15 protein-coding genes are annotated in these 17,899 nt (G+C 71.4%); 8 read left to right on the top strand and 7 right to left on the bottom strand.

Going from position 1 to position 17,899, the window contains the following annotated elements; all coding sequences use genetic code 11:
• The first annotated feature begins 104 nt into the window (after positions 1-104).
• Together cobT and QM595_RS02075 are read left to right on the top strand one after the other, a co-directional pair.
• Entirely contained in the window at positions 105-1,130 is a 1,026-nt protein-coding gene (cobT, locus tag QM595_RS02080; RefSeq protein WP_415169862.1) for a nicotinate-nucleotide--dimethylbenzimidazole phosphoribosyltransferase, read from the top strand.
• A 304-nt stretch (positions 1,131-1,434) separates the two neighbouring features.
• Entirely contained in the window at positions 1,435-2,073 is a 639-nt protein-coding gene (locus tag QM595_RS02075) for a class I SAM-dependent methyltransferase (protein ID WP_415169863.1), read from the top strand.
• A gap of 7 nt (positions 2,074-2,080) precedes the next feature.
• Here QM595_RS02075 and QM595_RS02070 read toward each other — a convergent pair whose 3' ends face one another.
• Genes QM595_RS02070 through QM595_RS02060 form a run of 3 tightly spaced genes read right to left on the bottom strand, consistent with a single transcriptional unit; the run spans position 2,081 to position 5,063 of the window.
• Complete coding sequence (locus QM595_RS02070) at positions 2,081-3,112, bottom strand: prenyltransferase (protein WP_415169861.1); 1,032 nt, start codon at positions 3,110-3,112, stop codon at positions 2,081-2,083.
• Positions 3,109-3,825: a class I SAM-dependent methyltransferase gene (locus tag QM595_RS02065; RefSeq protein ID WP_415169860.1), complete on the bottom strand. Its 717-nt coding sequence runs from the start codon at positions 3,823-3,825 to the stop codon at positions 3,109-3,111. The genes QM595_RS02070 and QM595_RS02065 overlap by 4 nt, the downstream gene beginning before the upstream one ends.
• Complete coding sequence (locus QM595_RS02060) at positions 3,819-5,063, bottom strand: glycosyltransferase family 4 protein (protein ID WP_415169859.1); 1,245 nt, start codon at positions 5,061-5,063, stop codon at positions 3,819-3,821. The genes QM595_RS02065 and QM595_RS02060 overlap by 7 nt, the downstream gene beginning before the upstream one ends.
• 131 nt (positions 5,064-5,194) lie before the next feature.
• Between QM595_RS02060 and QM595_RS02055 the strand changes: the two genes are divergently transcribed.
• Positions 5,195-5,836: an ion channel gene (locus QM595_RS02055; RefSeq protein WP_415169858.1), complete on the top strand. Its 642-nt coding sequence runs from the start codon at positions 5,195-5,197 to the stop codon at positions 5,834-5,836.
• On the top strand, positions 5,833-6,783 hold the full coding sequence (locus QM595_RS02050; RefSeq protein WP_415169857.1) for an AbrB family transcriptional regulator: 951 nt from the start codon (positions 5,833-5,835) through the stop codon (positions 6,781-6,783). The genes QM595_RS02055 and QM595_RS02050 overlap by 4 nt, the downstream gene beginning before the upstream one ends.
• Here QM595_RS02050 and QM595_RS02045 read toward each other — a convergent pair.
• The 3 genes from QM595_RS02045 to QM595_RS02035 all read right to left on the bottom strand — a co-directional run bounded on the left by QM595_RS02045 (position 6,740) and on the right by QM595_RS02035 (position 11,617).
• Entirely contained in the window at positions 6,740-8,050 is a 1,311-nt protein-coding gene (locus tag QM595_RS02045; protein WP_415169856.1) for an MFS transporter, read from the bottom strand. The two genes, QM595_RS02050 and QM595_RS02045, sit on opposite strands and share 44 nt — an antisense overlap.
• A gap of 328 nt (positions 8,051-8,378) precedes the next feature.
• Entirely contained in the window at positions 8,379-10,505 is a 2,127-nt protein-coding gene (gene uvrB, locus QM595_RS02040) for an excinuclease ABC subunit UvrB (RefSeq protein ID WP_415169855.1), read from the bottom strand.
• A 41-nt stretch (positions 10,506-10,546) separates the two neighbouring features.
• Positions 10,547-11,617, bottom strand: coding sequence for a PASTA domain-containing protein (locus QM595_RS02035; protein WP_415169854.1), 1,071 nt, complete (start codon positions 11,615-11,617; stop codon positions 10,547-10,549).
• A 73-nt stretch (positions 11,618-11,690) separates the two neighbouring features.
• On the opposite strand from QM595_RS02035, the gene QM595_RS02030 reads away from it, so the two are divergent.
• On the top strand, positions 11,691-12,935 hold the full coding sequence (locus QM595_RS02030) for a phospholipase D-like domain-containing protein (protein WP_415169853.1): 1,245 nt from the start codon (positions 11,691-11,693) through the stop codon (positions 12,933-12,935).
• Between the two features lie 4 nt (positions 12,936-12,939).
• On the opposite strand, the gene QM595_RS02025 is transcribed toward QM595_RS02030, so the two are convergent.
• A complete protein-coding gene (locus tag QM595_RS02025) occupies positions 12,940-13,842 on the bottom strand; it encodes a DNA-3-methyladenine glycosylase family protein (RefSeq protein WP_415169852.1) in 903 nt (300 codons plus the stop codon).
• Between the two features lie 44 nt (positions 13,843-13,886).
• On the opposite strand from QM595_RS02025, the gene QM595_RS02020 reads away from it, so the two are divergent.
• From QM595_RS02020 to QM595_RS02010, 3 genes are read left to right on the top strand one after another with little or no spacing between them, the layout of a single operon-like run.
• Positions 13,887-15,389 (top strand): ATP-dependent DNA ligase, encoded by a 1,503-nt coding sequence (locus QM595_RS02020; RefSeq protein WP_415169851.1) that lies wholly within the window; start codon positions 13,887-13,889, stop codon positions 15,387-15,389.
• A gap of 20 nt (positions 15,390-15,409) precedes the next feature.
• Positions 15,410-17,020, top strand: a complete 1,611-nt coding sequence (locus tag QM595_RS02015; protein WP_415169850.1) for a glycerophosphodiester phosphodiesterase — start codon at positions 15,410-15,412, stop codon at positions 17,018-17,020.
• Between the two features lie 48 nt (positions 17,021-17,068).
• The gene (locus QM595_RS02010) at positions 17,069-17,758 is read left to right on the top strand and encodes a TetR/AcrR family transcriptional regulator (RefSeq protein WP_415169849.1); all 690 of its coding nucleotides are present in this window, start codon (positions 17,069-17,071) and stop codon (positions 17,756-17,758) included.
• The last annotated feature ends 141 nt before the right edge of the window (positions 17,759-17,899 follow it).

Here is a 17,899-nt window from a genome sequence, read left to right as displayed (position 1 = left end):
GAGCTTGAGTTGGTTCGCAACACCGACTCTTGGACACCCTCGACCTATTTCACCCTCGCCACACCGGCCCCAGCCCTTGGAATAAGTCATCTAGGGTGCTCGCCATGACTATCGCACCGCCGAACCCCGGGGTCGCCGCTGCCGCCCGGGCCAGGCTGGCGGCGCTCGCGGCGCCGGCCGGCGCTCTGGGACGCCTCGGGGAGCTGGCGGTGTGGACGGCGGCGACGCTGGGCAAGGTGCCGCCGCCCGAGCTGCGCAACGTCCGGCTGGTGATCTTCGCCGGCGACCACGGCGTCGCTCGGCACGGCGTCTCCGCCTATCCCCCGGCGATCACCGCAGCGATGGTGCGGACCTTCGTGGCCGGAAAGGCGGGTGTCAGCGCGCTCGCCCAGGCGCACCAGGTCGCGGTGCGGGTGCTCGACATCGGCGTCGACGACGACCTGGCCGGCCTGCCGGCTGAGGTGACGGCGTTCAAGGTGTGCCGGGGCTCCGGGGCGATCCACCTGGAGGACGCTCTCGCCGCGGCCACCTGCGAGCAGGCGCTGGAGGCGGGCGCGCGCATCGCCCGCCAGGAGATCGCTGCCGGTGCCCAGCTGCTGCTCAGCGGTGACATGGGCATCGGCAACACCACGCCGGCGGCCGCGCTCATCGCCGGCGGGCTGGGGCTACCGGCCTCGGAGGTCACCGGCCGTGGCACCGGCATCGACGACGCCGCGCTGTTGCGCAAGCAGCGCATCGTCGACGAGGCGATCGCGCGGGTCTACCGCCGGCTCGGCGACCCGGTCGACACGCTGGCCGCGCTGGGCAGCGCCGACCTGGCCGCGACCACCGGCTATCTCCTGGAGGCGGCCCGCTGTGGCGTGCCGGTGCTGCTCGACGGCCTGATGTCGGTGGCCTGCGCTCTCACCGCGGACCGGATCGAGCCCGGCGCCGGGGCCTGGTACGTCGCCGGCCACCGCTCCACCGAGCCAGCCCAGTCGCTGGCGCTGGAGAAGCTCGGCCTGGAGCCGCTGCTCGACCTCGGCCTCCGGCTGGGCGAGGGCTCCGGCGCCGTCGCGGCGGTGCCGGTCGTCCGCAGCGCGATCGCGCTGCTGCGGGACGTGGCGCTGCTGGCCGACCTGGCGCCGTGAGGGGGCGGCAGCTCGGCCTGCTCACCCACCGGGCGGTACGCCGCCTGGGCGGATCACCGGTGCCGTCCTCGGCGCGGCCGTCGAGCTGGCCGCCGCCGTACTCCTGGTTGGCGCGGCCTCGGGATAGTCCGGGACCTCTCGGAGGGCGATCCGGGACCTCTCGGAGGGCGATCCGGGACCTCTCGAGGGGCAATCAGGGACTTCTCGCCGGTTCAGAAGTCGAGCGAGGTCAGCGGGCGGATCACGGTGAGCACGACAGCGACGCCTGATCCCAATCGCAGGTCGTGAGACGCTACAACGCGTGATGCCGACGGAGCTCCTCGCCCACGCCCGTGCCGCCACGGGGTTCATGCCGGCCGAGGAGGGCGAGCTGCTCTACGAGCGGGCGCTCGAGCGGCTGCCGCACGGCCCGGCCGTCGAGATCGGCAGCTACTGCGGCAAGTCGGCGATCTACCTCGGCGCCGCGGCGCGGCAGACCGGCGGCACCGTCTTCACGATCGACCACCACCGCGGCAGCGAGGAGAACCAGGCCGGCTGGGAGCACCACGACGCCACCCTTGTCGACCCCGAGCTCGGGCTGATGGACACCCTGCCCACCTTTCGCAAGACCATCGCGCGGGCCGGCCTGGAGGACGAGGTGGTCGCCGTCGTCGGCCGCAGCGTGACAGTGGCGCGGCACTGGCGGACCCCGATCAGCCTGCTGTTCATCGACGGCGGCCATGGCGAGCAGCCGGCCCGTGACGACTACCAGGCGTGGACCCCGAAGGTGATGCCCGGCGGGCTGCTGCTGATCCACGACGTCTTCCCCGACCCGAGGGACGGCGGCCGGCCGCCGTACGAGCAGATCTACCTGCCCGCCCTGGCGGCCGGCTTCGAGGAGGTCGAGGCGCGCGGCTCGATGCGGGTGCTGCGCCGGTCTCGTGCTGCCGAGAGCGACGGATAGACCACGCTCAGAAGCACGAGGCGCGGAAGATGCCCGACCCCGGCGTCGCGGCGCCGTACTTCTCCCCCAGTGCGTCGACGGCGAGGATCACCGCGCCGGCGGTGAAGGTGGTGTGCTCCTCGGGCCAGAAGACGTCGGGGTTGTCGTTGGGATAGCCGGGGTCGTCGTAGACCCAGCCGGTCCAGTAGCCGCCGTCCTCGGCGCGCAGCAGTTGCATGTCGGCCAGCAGCGCCAGGGCCCGCTCGTGGTCGCCGATCGCGTCCAGCGCCAGCACCAGCTCGCAGGTCTCGGCACCGGTCACCCACGGGTTGGTGTCGACGCAGCGCACCCCCAGGCCCGGCCGGACGAAGTCGTCCCAGCGGCTCTCGATCAGGTCCGCCGCGGCGGCTCCCCGGACGGCGCCACCCAGCACCGGGTAGTACCAGTCCATCGAGTACGTCGACTTGTCGGCGAACTCCGCGCGGCGATGGCGCAGCGCGTCGGCGAGCCGGTCGGCGGCCACCTCCCAGCTGGGTCGCGACTCCCCCACCAGCTCGGCCAGTGCCGCGCCGGCGCGCAGCGAGTGGTGGATCGAGGAGTTGCCGGTGAGCAGGCAGAGGTCGTCGACCGGCGTCCAGGCGATGCCCCCGAACGGACGCTGCAGCCCGATCACCCAGTCGAGCCCGGCCCGCACCGCCGGCCAGAGCCGGCGCACGACGTCGAGGTCGCGGCGGATCAGCCAGTGGTGCCACAGCCCGACCGCGAGATAGGCGCTGAAGTTGGTGTCGCCCCGGTCGTCCTCGACCACGCCGTCGCGCCAGCGCATCGGCCAGGAGCCGTCCGGTCGCTGCCCGGCGGCGACCCACTCGTAGGCCCGCTCCGCCGCCGCCACCTCGCCGGCGGCGAGCAGCCCCATCGCGGCCTCGACGTGGTTCCACACGTCGACGTGCGAGCCCGCAGCCCACGGGATGGCGCCGTCGTCGCGCTGCACGGCGATGATCGAGCGGGCGGTCGCCGTCACCTGTTCAGGCGTCAGCACCCCCTCGACGTACGGGATCATGCAGTCGGCTTGTGGAAGTAGAGGGCCATGCTCTTGCCGATCAGCGGGTCGAGCACCTTGCCGGCCAGCCGCAGCGGCAGCGGGTCCTTCATGATCTCCCACACCAGCAGCCGGTGGTAGGCCTTCGGCAGCGGGTGGTCGTCGTCGCGGACGCCGACCGCGCACTTGAGCCACCAGTACGGCGAGTGCAGGCCGTGGGCGTAGTGGAGGCCGTCGAAGACCAGCCCGGCGCCCTCGATCTTCGACCGCAGCTCCTCCTGGGTGTAGATGCGGATGTGACCACCGGGGTTGTTGTGGTAGTCGTCGGAGAGCTTCCAGCAGACGACCTCGGGGAGCCAGCGCGGCACCGTGGCGACCAGGGTGCCGCCCGGGCGCAGCACCCGGGCCAACTCGCCGATCGCCGCGATGTCGGCGGGGAGGTGCTCCAGCACCTCGGCGGCGATGACCCGGTCGAACTCGCCGTCGGCGAAGGGCAGCGCGAGCGCGTCGCCCTCCTTGACGTCGGCCTCGGCGCCCTCCGGTGCCTCGCCCGCCTCGCGCATCGCGGTCAGCCACTCCCGGACCGTCGCCAGCTCGTCGGCGTCCTGGTCGAAGGCGATCACGTCGGCGCCGCGACGGTAGGCCTCGAAGGTGTGGCGGCCGGCGCCGGCGCCCATGTCGAGCACCCGGTCGCCGGGACGCAGCCCCAGCCGGTCGAAGTCAACGGTCAGCACGTCGTCTCCCTCTCATCAGCGGCGATCGCCTCGTCGTAGACGGCGACCACCTTCTCGGCCACCGCCTGCCAGCTGAACAGGTCCTCGACGCGGCGCCGTCCGGCCGCGCCCATCCGGGAGCGCCGATCGGGGTCGTCGAGCAGCGCGGCCAGCGCCGCCTCGAGCTCGCCGACGTCGCCGGGCGGGACCAGGTCGGCGGCCAGGCCGTCGGGACCGACCACCTCCGGGATGGCGCCGGCGCGGCTGACGACGAGCGGCGTGGCGCAGGCCATCAGCTCGGCGGTCGGCAGCGAGAAGCCCTCGTAGAGGGAGGGCACGCAGGCGACCTCCGCCGAGCCCATCAGCTCGACCAGGTCCTCGTCGGTCAGCCCGCTCATGAACCGGACGTCGTCCTTGATGCCCAGGGAGTCGATGAGCCGCTCGGTGACGCCGCCCGGCTTGGGGGCGGTCACCAGCACCAGTTGCACGTCGCGCTCGGTGCGCAGCTTGGCGAACGCCTCCAGCAGGGTCGCGATGCCCTTCAGCGGTGCGTCGGCGGAGGCCATCGCGAGGATCCGACCGGGCACTCGGGGCCGGGTCGGCGGGGCGAACCGCTCGTCGACGCCCAGCGGGATCGCCCGCACCCTGTCCGGATCGAGGCCGAACTCGGCGACGGTGTCGCGGGCCGAGGTCTCCGAGGGGGTGATGACCAGCCGGAGCCGGCGGGCCACCCGGCGCTGCATCCGGACGAAGCCGTACCACCGCCACACGCCGTACTTCCTCTTCAGGCCGCGGGCGGCGGTGAACTCGATGCGGCGGTCCATCGTGATCGGGTGGTGGATCGTGGTCACCAGCGGCAGGCCCAGCGCCTCGATGTCGAGCATCCCGGTGCCGAGGGTCTGGTTGTCGTGGACCACGTCGAAGTCGCCGGCCCGCTCGGCGAGCGCCCGGACCACCCGCCTGGAGAACGTCTTGGGCTCCGGGAAGCCGCCGATCGCCATGGTGGCGAACTCCTCCACGTCGATCAGGTCGCGGAACTCCCGCAGCCGCGGCACCCGGAACGGGTCGGGCTCGCGGTAGAGGTCGAGGCTGGGCACCTTCGTCAGGGCCACTCCGGGGTCGAGCTCGGGATAGGGCTGCCCGGAGAACACCTCGACGGTGTGCCCGAGCGCTGCCAGCTCCCGGCTCAGGTGTCGCACATAGACGCCCTGACCGCCGACGTGGGCCTTGCTGCGATAGGACAGCAGCGCGATCCTCATCCGCCGCCCCCTCTCCATCCGGCAGAGTCCTACTAGCTGGTAGCTAGCGCGGGCCCAAGCCTATCGGTACGACGCGCATCGGCCGTCCTACCGACCTCGACGAGGAGAGCACGGGTCATAGGGTGGAGTGCGTGGACCGCATCCTGGACATGCTCCGGCGTCACCCGTCGGGGATCCTGCTGGCCGGGCAGCTGGTGGCGATCATCGCCTACCCCTTCCTGGGCGAGTCCACGCCGGGCCGGGCCATCCTCGGTGTCGTGCAGCTGCTGCTGGTGCTGGCCGCGGTGGCCGCCGTACGGCTCACCCCGGCGCTGACCTGGGTGGCGGTGCTGCTCGGCGGTCCGGCCACCGTCTTCGCGGTCTGGGAGGCGCTGGCGCCGCACACCGACTGGGTGGTCCTCACCTCGGCGGTGCTGCACGTGCCGTTCTACGCCTTCGTGTCCTACGCGATGATCCGCTACCTCTTCCACGACGACAAGGTGACCTCCGACGAGCTCTTCGCCACCGGCGCCGCGTTCACCGTGGTCGCCTGGGCGTTCGCCTACCTCTACGCCGCGGTCCAGGTGCTCTGGCCGGGCTCCTTCGGCGACGAGCGCAGCTGGTACGAGCTGCTCTTCCTCTCCTTCACCACGCTGACCAGCGTCGGGCTCTCCGACATCGTCCCGGTCCTGGGCCATGCCCGCTCGATCAGCATCCTGGAGCAGGTCGCCGGGGTCTTCTACGTCGCCCTCGTGATCGCCCGACTGGTGAGCCTCTCGGGGCGCAGCAGGTGATCGCCCTCGTCGCCGGACTGCTCCTGGGCATGGCGATCTCGCTGCTCACCAGCGCTGTACCACCGGTGCCGGAGCAGGTCTTCCGGCTCGCCCAGGCGATGATCGGCGTGGTCATCGGCGCCGACATCAGCCTGGACTCGGTGGCGCGGATGGGCAAGGACGCGCCGACGATCGTGCTGATCACCCTCGCCACCATCGGCATCAGCCTGGCGGCCGGCCGGCTGCTGGCGCTGCGACGCGACGTCTCCCGGGTCACCGGCGCCTTCGCGCTGATCGCCGGCGGCGCCAGCGGCGTCACCGTGGTCGCCCGCGACCTCGGCGCCGACGACCGCGTGGTCGTGGTGGTGCAGTACCTCCGGGTGCTGGTGGTGCTGCTCACCCTGCCGCTGGTGACCACCCTGGTCTTCCACCCCGCCACCGGGCAGGGCGCGCTCATCGCGTCCCAGGCACGGCTGGGGCCCTCGCTCGGGTACGTCGCGGTGGCGCTCGCCCTCGGCCTGCTGGCCACCCGGCTGCTGCCGTTCACGGCCAGCGTCGTGCTGGTCCCGATGGTCGTCGGCGCCGCGCTCGCGGCGACCGGCTGGTTCGGGACCGTCGCAGTGCCGGCGCCGATCCAGTGGGTGGCGATGGGGCTGATCGGGCTGCAGGTCGGGCTGCGGTTCACCCGGGCGAGCCTGGCCTCCATCGCCCGGATGCTCCCCACCGTGCTGGCGCTGATCCTGGGCATGATCGCCGCGACCGCTGCGGTCGGCTCGCTGCTCGCCGTGCTCACCCCCATCGACGGGCTGACCGCCTACCTGGCGACCACACCCGGTGGGCTGCCGGCGGTGCTGGCAACGGCCGCCGACTCCGGCTCCGACGTCACCTACGTGATGGCGGTGCAGCTGGTGAGGCTGCTGGTGATCATGTTCCTGCTGCCCTTCCTGGCGCGCTGGCTGCGTCGCTGACCGGGGCCAGGCTGGAGCGGGGCATGGCGATCCGCGCCCGCCGGCGGTAGCGCACGATCTGCGTCAGGCCGACCGCCCAGACGACGTACTGTGCGCTCAAAGCCCAGCGGAACGCCTCCGGCGGGTAGCCCGAGCCGCCACCAGGGGTGCGCCAGTCGAGGATCCAGCCGATCGCCAGCACCAGCAGCAGCGAGGAGAGGAAGCCGCCCTGGTTGACGATGCCGCTGGCGCTCGCCAGCCGGGCCGGCGGGTTGGCGGTGCGAGCGATGTCGAAGCCGACCATCGAGGCGGGGCCGCCGCAGCCGATGACGAGGACCAGCACCACGAGCAGCCACAGCGGCGCGTTGCCCGGCCAGGCCAGCACCACGCTCCAGACCGCGACGGTGGCGCCGATGATCCACAGCACCAGGGTGGAGCGGTGCCAGGGCTCCTGACCGATGAACCAGCCGAGCATCGGTCCGACCGAGACCGTCGCGACGACGATGAGGGTGATCAGCAGGCCGGCGACGTGGTCGCTGCGGCCCTCGCCACGGACGAAGAACGGCAGTCCCCACAGCAGGCTGAGGGTGTTGGCGCCGAAGGGGGTGGTGAAGTGGACCCAGAACGCCAGCCGGGTGCCGGGATGACGCCACGAGTCGGCGAGCCCGCCGAGCACCTCCCGCAGCGGCTGGGTCGCGCCGCGAGTGGTACGACGCTCCGGGCCGTCGCGCAGCAGCGCCAGCGCCACCAGGGTCAGCACCAGCCCGGTGACGGCGGCGATGAGATAGGCCTCGGTCCAGCCCAGAGCGCCCAGCGCCCAGGTCATCGGGACCGCCGCCGCGACCGCACCCAGCTGGCCGACGGTGGCCGAGAGCAGGCTGACCATCGCGAACCGGTGCGGCGGGAACCAGGAGGCCGCCAGCCGGAGCAGGCAGATGAACGTCATCGCGTCGCCGGCGCCGACGAAGACCCGGGCGATCAGCGCCAGGGCGTAGGAGTCGGCGAACGCGAAGCCGACCTGCGCCACGCCGATGACGACCATGCCGGTGAGCAGCACCCGGCGCGGCCCGAACCGATCCACCAGCAGCCCGACCGGCACCTGCATACCGGCGTAGACCAGCAGCTGGAGCATCGTGAAGGTCGCCAGCTGGGCGGCCGAGATGCCGAACCGGTCGGCGGCAACGAGTCCCGCGACCGCCAGCGAGGAGCGGTGGAAGACCGCCAGGAAGTAGGCCCCGACCCCGACGCCCCACACCACCCAGGCTGAGCGGGATGAGGGAGACGTCACCCCCGAAATCGTAGTCGCGGTGGTGTGGGGGGCCGATTCGGCGGCGGGTCAGCCCCGTCACACCCATACCGTGCCGCTCTCCCAGGTGGTGAGCAGACTCAAACTGACACCCCCAGGACCGTGAGCAGACTCAAACTGACACCCCCAGGACCGTGAGCAGACTCAAACTGACGCCCAAAGCACGGTGAGCCGTCGCAAACTGACACCCCCCGCTGCACTCCTCCGGTCAGTTTGCGACCGCTCACCTCAAGGGCATAGGCAGGCGTTGGCGGCCAGCCTTCGCCAAGCCCGGGAGCTCCACTGACTCATTCACTCAAGCGGGATTGGGCTACTTGGTGGCTTCCATCATCTGGCGGAGCTCCTTCTTCAGGTCTCCGATCTCGTCGCGCAGCCTGGCGGCGACCTCGAACTGGAGCTCGGCGGCGGCGGCCTTCATCTGGTCGGTGAGGTCCTGGATGAGCTGGGCCAGGTCCGCGGACGGCAGGCCGACGAGACCGTGCTGACGTGCCTCGGCGGCGCGGTCGCCCAGCACCGGGGTCGGCGACTTCTTGGCCATCTTCCCCGCGCGGCCGCGGGCCTCCGTGCCAGCCCAGGTCTGCAGCAGCGCCTCGGTGTCCTCGCCCTCACGCGCCAGCATGTCGGTGATGTCGGCGATCTTCTTGCGCAGCGGCTGGGGGTCGATGCCGTGCTCGGTGTTGTAGGCGACCTGGAGGGCGCGGCGACGGTTGGTCTCGTCGATGGCGGCCTCCATCGACGGGGTGATCCTGTCGGCGTACATGTGGACCTGGCCGGACACGTTGCGGGCGGCCCGGCCGATGGTCTGGATCAGCGACTTGTCCGAGCGCAGGAAGCCCTCCTTGTCGGCGTCGAGGATCGAGACCAGCGAGACCTCGGGCAGGTCGAGGCCCTCACGCAGCAGGTTGATGCCGACCAGCACGTCGTAGTCGCCCAGCCGGAGGTCGCGCAGCAGCTCGACCCGCTTGAGGGTGTCGACCTCGGAGTGGAGGTAGCGGGTGCGGATGCCGGCATCGAGGAGATAGTCGGTGAGGTCCTCGGACATCTTCTTGGTCAGCGTGGTGACCAGGACCCGCTCGTTGCGCTCGGTGCGCAGCTTGATCTCGTGGATGAGGTCGTCGATCTGCCCCTTGGTGGGCTTGACGATGACCTCGGGGTCGACCAGGCCGGTAGGCCGGATGATCTGCTCGACCGCATCGCCGCCGACCTTGTCCAGCTCGTAGTCGCCCGGGGTGGCGGAGAGGTAGATGGTCTGGCCGATCCGCTCCAGGAACTCCTCCCAGCGCAGCGGCCGGTTGTCCATCGCGCTCGGCAGCCGGAAGCCGTGCTCGACCAGGTTGCGCTTGCGAGACATGTCGCCCTCGTACATCCCGCCGATCTGCGGCACCGCGACATGGGACTCGTCGATGACGAGCACGAAGTCCTCGGGGAAGTAGTCGAGCAGGCAGTTGGGTGCGCTGCCTCGGGTGCGGCCGTCGATGTGCATGGAGTAGTTCTCGATGCCGGAGCAGGAGCCGACCTGTCGCATCATCTCGACGTCATAGGTGGTGCGCATCCGCAGCCGCTGCGCCTCCAGCAGCTTGCCCTGCCTCTCGAAGCTGGCCAGCTGCTCCGCCAGCTCGGTCTCGATGCCGCGGATCGCCCGCTCCATCCGCTCCGGTCCGGCGACGTAGTGGGTCGCGGGGAAGACGTAGAGCTCCTCGTCCTCGGTGAGCACCTCGCCGGTGACCGCGTGGAGGGTCATCAGCCGCTCGATCTCGTCGCCGAAGAACTCCACCCGGACGGCGTGCTCCTCATAGACCGGGAAGATCTCCAGGGTGTCGCCGCGGACTCGGAAGGTGCCGCGGGTGAAGGAGAGGTCGTTGCGGGTGTATTGGATCTCGACGAGGCGGCGCAGGATGGAGTCGCGGTCATGCTCCTCCCCGACTCGGAGCCGGATCATCCGGTCGACGTACTCCTGCGGGGTGCCGAGGCCGTAGATGCAGGACACGGTGCTGACCACGATGACGTCGCGGCGGGTGAGCAGGGAGTTGGTGGCGCTGTGCCGCAGCCGCTCGACCTCCTCGTTGATCGAGGAGTCCTTCTCGATATAGGTGTCGGTCTGCGGGACGTAGGCCTCGGGCTGGTAGTAGTCGTAGTAGCTGACGAAGTATTCGATGGCGTTGTTGGGCAGCAGTTGTCGCAGCTCGTTGGCGAACTGGGCCGCCAGCGTCTTGTTGGGCTGCAGCACCAGCATCGGCCGCTGCAGCCGCTCCGCCACCCAGGCCGTGGTGGCGGTCTTGCCGGTGCCGGTGGCGCCGAGCAGCACCACGTCCTCGACGCCGCCCTTGATGCGCCGGGTGATCTCGTCGATGGCCGCCGGCTGGTCGCCGCTCGGCTCGTAGTCGGAGATCACCTCGAACGGCGCCACTCGACGCTCGAGGTCGGTCACTGGTCGCATACGGCGAGCCTACGTGGCGCCGCGGACAGCTTCGGTCCGCATCATCTCGTGGCGCGGCGGCGGTCGCCGAGAGTGACCTTGACCTTGCCGCCGGTGGGCAGCACGACGCCGGCCTTGGGTCGCTGACGTACGACGATGCGCGCGCCCCGGTGAGCCCGGTGGACCTTGCCGAGCCGGCAGCCGGCGGCACGGAGGAGCTTGCGGGCCACCTTGAGGCTGTGACCGACGACCTTGGGGACGGTGCAGGTGGGAGTGGCCTCGGCCTGCTGGGGCGTGTAGAGCAGCGAGATCGACGGCTGGCCGGTGGTGTCGGTGGCGATCGAGGTGTTGGTCGCGCCCGGCCCGAAGCCGCTGGAGCCGGCGCCACCGCCCGAGCCCGCGGAGCTGGCCCCGCCACCACCACCGCCATAGAGGCCGCCACCGCCACCCCCACCGCCGGAGCCAGCGGGGTAGCACCCGGCAGCACTCGCTCCTGCACCGCCCGCACCCAGGGATCCCGCCGATCCGTCCACGCAGCCGCTGCCGCCAGCCCCGCCTGCCGTCGGCGCGCCGGGCTGCCCGCCCGGCGAGTAGCCGTTGCCGGCGGTTGGGACGGCACCCGCGGAGCCACCGGGATTGGTGATGGGAGGACCGGGTGTCAACGCCCCACCGCCACCGCCACCCGCAGCGACCAGCAGTCTCAGCCCGAGCGAGGTGCCCGCGGCTCGCGGCGCGAGCCGGATGTCGGAGGCACCGCCGCCGCCACCGCCGAGGTAGTCCGAGTAGGTACCGGCGCCGCCATTGCCGCCGCCGTTGAACCCGCCGGTGCCTCCCTCCGCATTCCCGGCAACCTCGATGTAGAGCACCTGACCGGGCGTCACCGCGAGGTCGGCGATCGCCAGCGCGCCGTACCCGCCGGCCCCTCCCCCCGAGCCACCAGCAGCACCTCGCCCGCCGACGGCGAGCGCGTGGATGGTCGTCACGCCCGGCGGCACCGTGAAGGTCTGCTCCGCGCCGGTCGACAGGAAGGTGACCGACTCCGAGGACGCGCCGACCGCGGCCGGACCTGCAACCACGGTGAGGCCACCGAGCCCGATGGCCAGACTGAGGGCGGTTCCGGCGACGCCTCGCATGTCTGACAGCGTAGATACGCCCGACGCGGATGGGAACGGGCGACGCCGGCAATGCTGCCGTTAGGCTGAAACCGTGATCAGCGGCAGCGTATGGACGTGGGTACGCCGGAGTCTGCTGGCCTTCATCGGGGTCCCCGCGCTGCTGGCGATCGGGATGACGCTGGTCGACGGCTATCGCAGCCGGGGTCGGCGGGCCAAGCCGTTCCCGGTCACCCCGCCGCAGACCACCGCTGTCGGCGCGGGAGCCATCACGACGTACACCTTCGGCAACGACCTCTACGACGACATGATCGAGGCCATCGAGGGAGCCCAGCGGCAGATCCTCTTCGAGACCTACATCTGGAAGGGCGATGCCGTCGGCGAGCGATTCAAGACCGCGCTCGTCGCGGCAGCCCGGCGCGGCGTCGACGTCTACGTCATCTACGACAGCTTCGCCAACCTGGTGGTGCCGCCGAGGTTCAAGCGCTTCCCGGCTGAGCTGAAGGTGCTGCGGTTCCCGGTCTACCCCGCCGGCTGGCGCTTCTTCGACCTGGCCCGCTACGGCCGCGACCACCGCAAGATCCTCGTCGTCGACGAGGAGGTCGGCTTCGTCGGCGGCTACAACATCGGCACGCAGTACGCCACCGAGTGGCGCGACACCCACGTCCGGATCACCGGGCCCGGGGTGTGGGACCTGCGCCGCGCGTTCGCCGACTTCTGGAACCTCAACCGGCGCCGCATCTTCCGCGGCAGCGCGCGACCGCTGCTGCTGGAGACCTCCTCGGTGTGGGAGCCGCGGATCCGGTTCCATCGCAACGTGCCGCGGCTGTGGATGTTCCCGATCCGGTCGATGTACATCGAGGCGATCACCCGGGCCTCTCGCAACGTCTACCTCACCACCGCCTACTTCCTGCCCGACCAGGACTTCGTCGACGCGCTCAAGGACGCCGCCCGACGCGGGGTCGACGTCCGGCTGCTGATCCCGCTGAAGTCCAACCACGTCGTCACCGACTGGATCTCGCGCGGCTACTTCTCCCAACTGCTCGACGCCGGGGTGCGGATTCTGCGCTTCAGCGGGGCGATGATCCACGCCAAGGCGGCCACCGTCGACGGCACCTGGAGCACCATCGGCACCGCCAACATCGACCGGCTCTCGCTGACCGGCAACTACGAGATCAACGTCGAGGTCATCGACGAGTCGCTGGCGAGGGTGATGGAGGAGATCTTCGCCACCGACGAGTCCAACTCGCTCGAGCTCACCCGGCACGAGTGGGAGGCCCGCGACGTGCACCGGAAGTTCACCGAACTGGTGCTGCGGCCGCTGCGGCCGCTGCTCTGAGGACTCAAGTCGGTAGGTGGGTGCGCGGCGCCAGCCGGGGACCCCGACGGGGCCGACGGATGCCCGCGATCAGCAGGAGTGCGACGACCCGGCCGCGATGCGGGCGGTACGGCGCCAGGAAGGCCTCCAGCTCCTCGTCGTCCCAAGGCCTGCCCTCGATCGCGAAGCCGACGTCCTTGGCGACGTGGTAGTCGCCGAAGCTGACGGCGTCGGGGTCGCCATGGGCCCGCTGCCGGGTCTCGGCGGCGGTCCACCGGCCGATGCCGGGGATGCTCCTCAGCCTCCGCTCGACCTCGTCGCCGGGGAGGCCGATCGTGCGCTCCAGGGCATCGGCTCGCTGGCAGGCCGCCAGCACCGCTCGGCTGCGCGCGGGGTCCACCGGCAGCCGGAGCCACTCCCAGCTCGGGATGCCGCGGATGGTCTCGGGCGCCGGCTGGACGCGGAGCCGCGGGTGCGGACCCGGCGCGGGCTCGCCGTACCGCTGGACGAGGCGGCGGAAGCCGCCGAACGCCTCCTGGCCGGTCACCTTCTGCTCGATGATCGCCGGCACCAGCGCCTCCATGACGAGGCCGGTCGCGCCGATCCGGACCTCCCCGACACGTCTGGCCGCCGCGCACAGGACCGGAAGATCCGGCTCGAAGCCGGTGGGATCGTCGAGCTGGCCGAGCAGCGCCGGGACCTGGCCGATCGCCCACCGCGCCCCGTCTCCCCAGGCCTCCGCCACCACCTCGTCGCCGTCGTGGTGGAGCGCCAGCGTCGCCGGTCCGTCCGGGGTCCGCAGGCCGCGCCAGTGGCGCGCGCCCTCGAGGCGGTACGTCGGATCGCCGGCGCCGCGCCGTAGCGGGGCGAGCATCCGGCCGATGGCGACAGAGTGCTCCAGCCGCCACCTCCGTGTCCGTCCCCGCACGGAGACGGACGCTACCTGTCGGCGCCTGATGGTTGACTCTCACCATGCAGCTCACCGAGGTCGTCGTCACGTCCGCGACGGTCGGCGCCACCCGGTCGCGGAAGGCCAAGGTGGCGGCGCTGGCCGACCGACTGACCGAGGCGCGCCCCGACGAGCTCGAGATCGTCACCTGCTATCTGGCCGGGTCGCTGCGGCAGCGGCGCACCGGGCTCGGCTGGCGCTCCCTGGCCGCCCTGCCACCTCCGGCGACGGAGTCCTCGCTGGAGGTGGTCGAGGTCGATGCCGCCTTCGAGCGGATGAGCCTGCTGACCGGCCCGGGCTCGGCGGCGGCCCGGGCGGCCGCGACGGCGGCGCTGTTCGGACGGGCCACCGAGGCCGAGCAGCACTGGCTGAGGGGCGTGGCGGTGGGCGAGGTCCGGCAGGGCGCCCTGGACGCCCTGGTGCAGGAGGCTCTCGCCGCGGCTGCCGCGGTGCCGCTGCCGGTGCTGCGCCGGGCGGCGATGCTGGCCGGCTCGACGGTGGCGATCTCCCGGCTCGCCTTCGAGGGCGCCGAGGCGCTGGCCGCGGTGGGGCTGGAGGTGGGCCGGCCGGTGCTGCCGATGCTGGCGGCGAGCGCGCCGACGGTGGCAGCGGCGGTGGTCAAGGCCGGCTCCCCTGTCGCCGTCGACACCAAGCTCGACGGCATCCGCGTCCAGGTGCACCGCGACGGAGACTCGGTCGTGGTCGCCACCCGCACGCTCGACGACATCACCCACCGTCTCCCCGAGGTTGTCGAGGTGGCACGGGGCCTGCCGGCGAGGCGGTTCGTGCTCGACGGGGAGGCGATCTCGCTCGGCGAGGACGGCCGGCCGCGGCCCTTCCAGGAGACCGCGTCGCGCACCGCGAGCCAGAGCGGCACCGCGGTGTCGGCCTACTTCTTCGACCTGTTGCATGTCGACGGCCGCGACCTGCTCGACGCGCCGCTCGACCAGCGACTGGCCGCTCTCGACGCGCTGGTGCCGGCCGCTCATCGGGTGCGACGACTGGTGACCGATGAGGTCGAGGAGGCCGAGGCGTTCGCCAGGGAGGCGCTGGCGGCGGGTCACGAGGGCGTCGTGGTGAAGAGCCTCGCCGCGCCCTGGGAAGCCGGTCGCCGGGGCTCGGGCTGGGTGAAGGTGAAGCCGGTGCACACCCTCGACCTGGTGGTGCTGGCCGTCGAGTGGGGCTCTGGCCGTCGTCGCGGCCTGCTGTCCAACATCCATCTCGGCGCCCGCGACCCGGCGACCGGCGACTTCGTCATGCTGGGCAAGACGTTCAAGGGGATGACCGACGAGATGCTGGCCTGGCAGACCGAGCGGTTCCTGGCCCTGGAGACCCATCGCGACGACTGGACGGTCTACCTGCGACCCGAGCAGGTCGTCGAGATCGCCTTCGACGGCGTGCAGCGGTCGACGAGATACCCCGGTGGGATGGCGCTGCGCTTCGCCCGGGTGGTGCGCTATCGCGACGACAAGACCGCCGCCGAGGCCGACACCGTCGACACGCTGGCGGCGATGAAAGGCGCTTAGCTTCGCCTATCGTGAAGAACATGCGCGCCCCACGAATCCATGTCCGTGCCGTGCTCGCCACCGCTCTGATGCTGAGCATCGGCGGCCTCGTCGCGATGCCCGTCTCCCCGGCCAGTGCCGCCCCGAAGCTCGCGAAGGCGCCGCAGGTCGACCCTGGCTGGCCGGTCGCCGGCGAGGTGATCACCCTGAGCGGCACCATCGGCAAGTCGGTCAAGCGGGTCGTCAAGCTCCAGACCTGGAGCGGCGGCAGCTGGCGGGTCGCGGCGAAGAAGACGGTCAAGAAGAAGGGCCGCTACTCCTTCTCGATCAACCAGGCCAGCCAGTCGGCGCGCTACCGGGTGGCGGCGCCGAAGAAGCGGGTCGGCAAGTTGACCTGGCCGCGCAAGCTCAGCAAGGTGCGGGTCGTCAGTCTGCAGTCGCAGAGCACCGTCCTGAGCACGGTCCGCTCGGTCAAGGCCGGCACCCTCGCGCGGCTCACCATGTGGCTGAGCCCGGTGCGCAACGGCCGCCCGGTCGCCGTGCAGCGCTACGACGGCGCCACCTGGCAGACCGTCGCCACCGTTGCCGAGAACAGCATCGGCCAAGCCGTCTACGACTACCCCGCCAACGAGATCGGCGACTACGACTTCCGGGCCGTGCAGCTCGCCTTCAACGGCGCTCCCGAGTCCGCCGGGGCGGCGGTGGAGCTGGCGGTGCTGCCGGCCGATCCGGTGCAGGTCGTCGCGCATCGCGGCGCCTCCTCCAACAACCCCGAGAACACCAAGTCGGCAATCCGCAACGCGGTCAAGCTCGGCGCGGACTACCTCGAGCTCGACCTCCAGCGTACGGCGCCCGACTACCCCGACCCCGATGGGGCCGACGGCCCCGAGTCCGAGGGACCACGGCACTGGATCCTGCTCCACGACAGGACGCTCGCACGTACGACGAATGTCGCCGCGGTGTTCGGAGCGGCGCGCGCCGCCGATCCGGTCAGCACCTTCACCCTGGCCGAGATCAAGCAGCTCGACGCCGGGTCCTGGAAGGGCACGAAATTCGCCTGCACTCAGACCAAGTGGACCGGCAACTGCCGCATCCCGACCCTTGAGGAGGTGATCGGGGCTCCTGGCACCCTGCTGCCGAACGGCGAGACACTCGCAGCCGAGGACGCCGCCGTCTACGACGCCGAGCAGGAGAACAGCCGGGCCGTGAAGTTGGTGCTCGAACACAAGGTGTACGACACCGCCGGCGATGCCGCCGAGATGCAGGACCTCTACGACCGGGTCGCGGAGCTCCAGCCCGGCTGGATCCACCCGGACGACCACGACGACAAAGTTGTCTTCATGTCCTTCTACTACGCCAACGAGTTCGAGCAGTTCGCAACAGCGCCGCTCGCCTCGGAGGGCGCCGAGCTTGCTGCCATCGTCGACGACACGACCGCCGACACGGTGCCTTCCTGGCCCGTCAATCAGGTGCACATCCGCAACGATCTGGTCTCCCCGGCCGCGGTGCAGCCTTGGCGCGACCATGGCGTCACCCAGATCGCGGCGTGGACGGTCAACAGCGCCGACGCGATGCTCCGGGTGGCCACCACCGGCGCCACGATGGTCACCACCGACGACATCGAGCTCGCCCGATCCACGCTGCTGCGTTGATCGTCACGCGTGTGCAACTACGAGTTGCACACGTCGTACCCTTGACCGGTGACGACCGCTGAGGACCGCGCTCCGGCGACCGATGGCCGCCGGAGCGCGGCCGCCGCGAGGCGCCGCGCCCGCGAGGCCGAGATCATCGCCGCCACCCGGCGGCTCTTCGACGAGCGAGGAGTGCGCGACGCACAGATCGAGGACGTCGCCCGTGCCGTCGGCATCAACCGGGCCATCGTCTATCGGCACTTCACCGGCAAGGAGGAGCTCTTCGCGCTCACCCTCGTCGGTTATCTCGACGAGCTGCGGGACGTGCTGGCCGCAGCCGGTTCCAGCGCCAGCGGGGCGGCGACGAAGGTGGCCGCGACGGTCGGCGCCTTCGTCGACTACGGCGTCGCCCACCCGGCCTTCGCCGACTGCGCCCTGGCGCTGATGCGTCGTACCGGCCCGGAGCTCTTCGACGAGATCTCCGAGAGCGCCATGCTCCGACTCGGCCGCGCGATGACGGGCTGCCTCTCGATCCTCACCGAGGTCATCGAGGAGGGCGCCGCCGCTGGCGAGTTCCACGTCGAGAACCCGACGCTGCTGGCCAACACGCTCTACGCCAGCGGGCTCGGTGCCCTCCAGCTCGCCCGGGTCGGCATCACCGTCGCCGAGGCCACCCCCGGCGTGCCGGTGATCGGCGAGGTCTCGGTGGAGCAGGTCCGCGACTACATGACGACCGCGGCCCTGGCGATGCTCCGCTGACGAGTCGGCAGAAGTGCTGGGCTCAAAAGCCTCGAGTCGGCAGAAGTGCCGGTCTTACAACCCTCGAGTCGGAAGAAGTGCTGCTCGCTCACCCCCACTTCTGCCGACTCGGCACTCTCCTGACCCGCACTTCTGCCGACT

It is taken from the genome of Nocardioides sp. (assembly GCF_047607185.1).
Taxonomy (GTDB): Bacteria; Actinomycetota; Actinomycetes; order Propionibacteriales; family Nocardioidaceae; genus Nocardioides.
The sequence above is the reverse complement of the archived record's forward strand: the minus strand, read 5'-3'. Positions and strand labels throughout refer to the sequence as shown.